Annotated in this window: 1 protein-coding gene and 1 pseudogene; both read right to left on the bottom strand. The window is 74.1% G+C overall.

Going from position 1 to position 665, the window contains the following annotated elements; all coding sequences use genetic code 11:
* Positions 1–126: pseudogene (locus tag KCH_RS45625) on the bottom strand (SHOCT domain-containing protein); the annotation flags it as partial.
* A 56-nt stretch (positions 127–182) separates the two neighbouring features.
* On the bottom strand, positions 183–644 hold the full coding sequence (locus KCH_RS35370; RefSeq protein ID WP_208866025.1) for a DUF6325 family protein: 462 nt from the start codon (positions 642–644) through the stop codon (positions 183–185).
* Between the last annotated feature and the right edge of the window lie 21 nt (positions 645–665).

Here is a 665-nt window from a genome sequence, read left to right as displayed (position 1 = left end):
ACCGACCTGCTGGGCGTCCTGCTGGGCCCAGCGGCCGGCCTGCCGGCGGGAGACGCGGTTGGAGACGGCGGTGGCGGTTCCGGCGACGACCGCGGTGCGGGCGACGCCGCGGAGCAGTCCGGGCATGGGTTTCCACCCTTTCTCTCTCGGCTCGTTCCGGTGGCGGACCGGGCCGGCAACGATCAGCTCGCGGGGCCGGGTTCCTCGATCGCGTCGAGGACCTCGACGATGTCCCGCAGCGGCACCCGGCCGCCGGCGACCATCCGGGCGTCGGCCCGGCGCAGCGCGGCGGCGAGCGGTGCGGCCCACCGGTTCTCGTAGAGCAGGACGGCGGCGGAGTCGCCGGGGTCGAGCAGGCCGCCGGCTTCGGCCAGGTCCTGGTCGCCGAGCAGGCCCGAGGAGGCGCCATCGAACACGGCGAGGTCGAGCCGTCCGTCGGCGTCGAAGTCGGCGATCTCGACGGCGGCGACCGTCCCGTCGGCGCCCTTGCGGAGGAAGGTCAGGTCGAGGATGCGGATGATGCCGCGGTCGACCAGGTCGATCAGCAGGGGCAGTCCCTCGCCGGTCAGCCGGCTGCCGGGGAAGGAGATCACCAGGTAGTCGATCGGGCCCAGTTCGTCGGCGTCATGGGGTTGGTTGCTCATCGCGGCTCCCGGGGGGAGGCG

The sequence above is a fragment of the Kitasatospora cheerisanensis KCTC 2395 genome, from assembly GCF_000696185.1.
Taxonomy (GTDB): domain Bacteria; phylum Actinomycetota; class Actinomycetes; order Streptomycetales; family Streptomycetaceae; genus Kitasatospora; species Kitasatospora cheerisanensis.
This window is presented reverse-complemented; position numbering and strand designations above follow the sequence as displayed.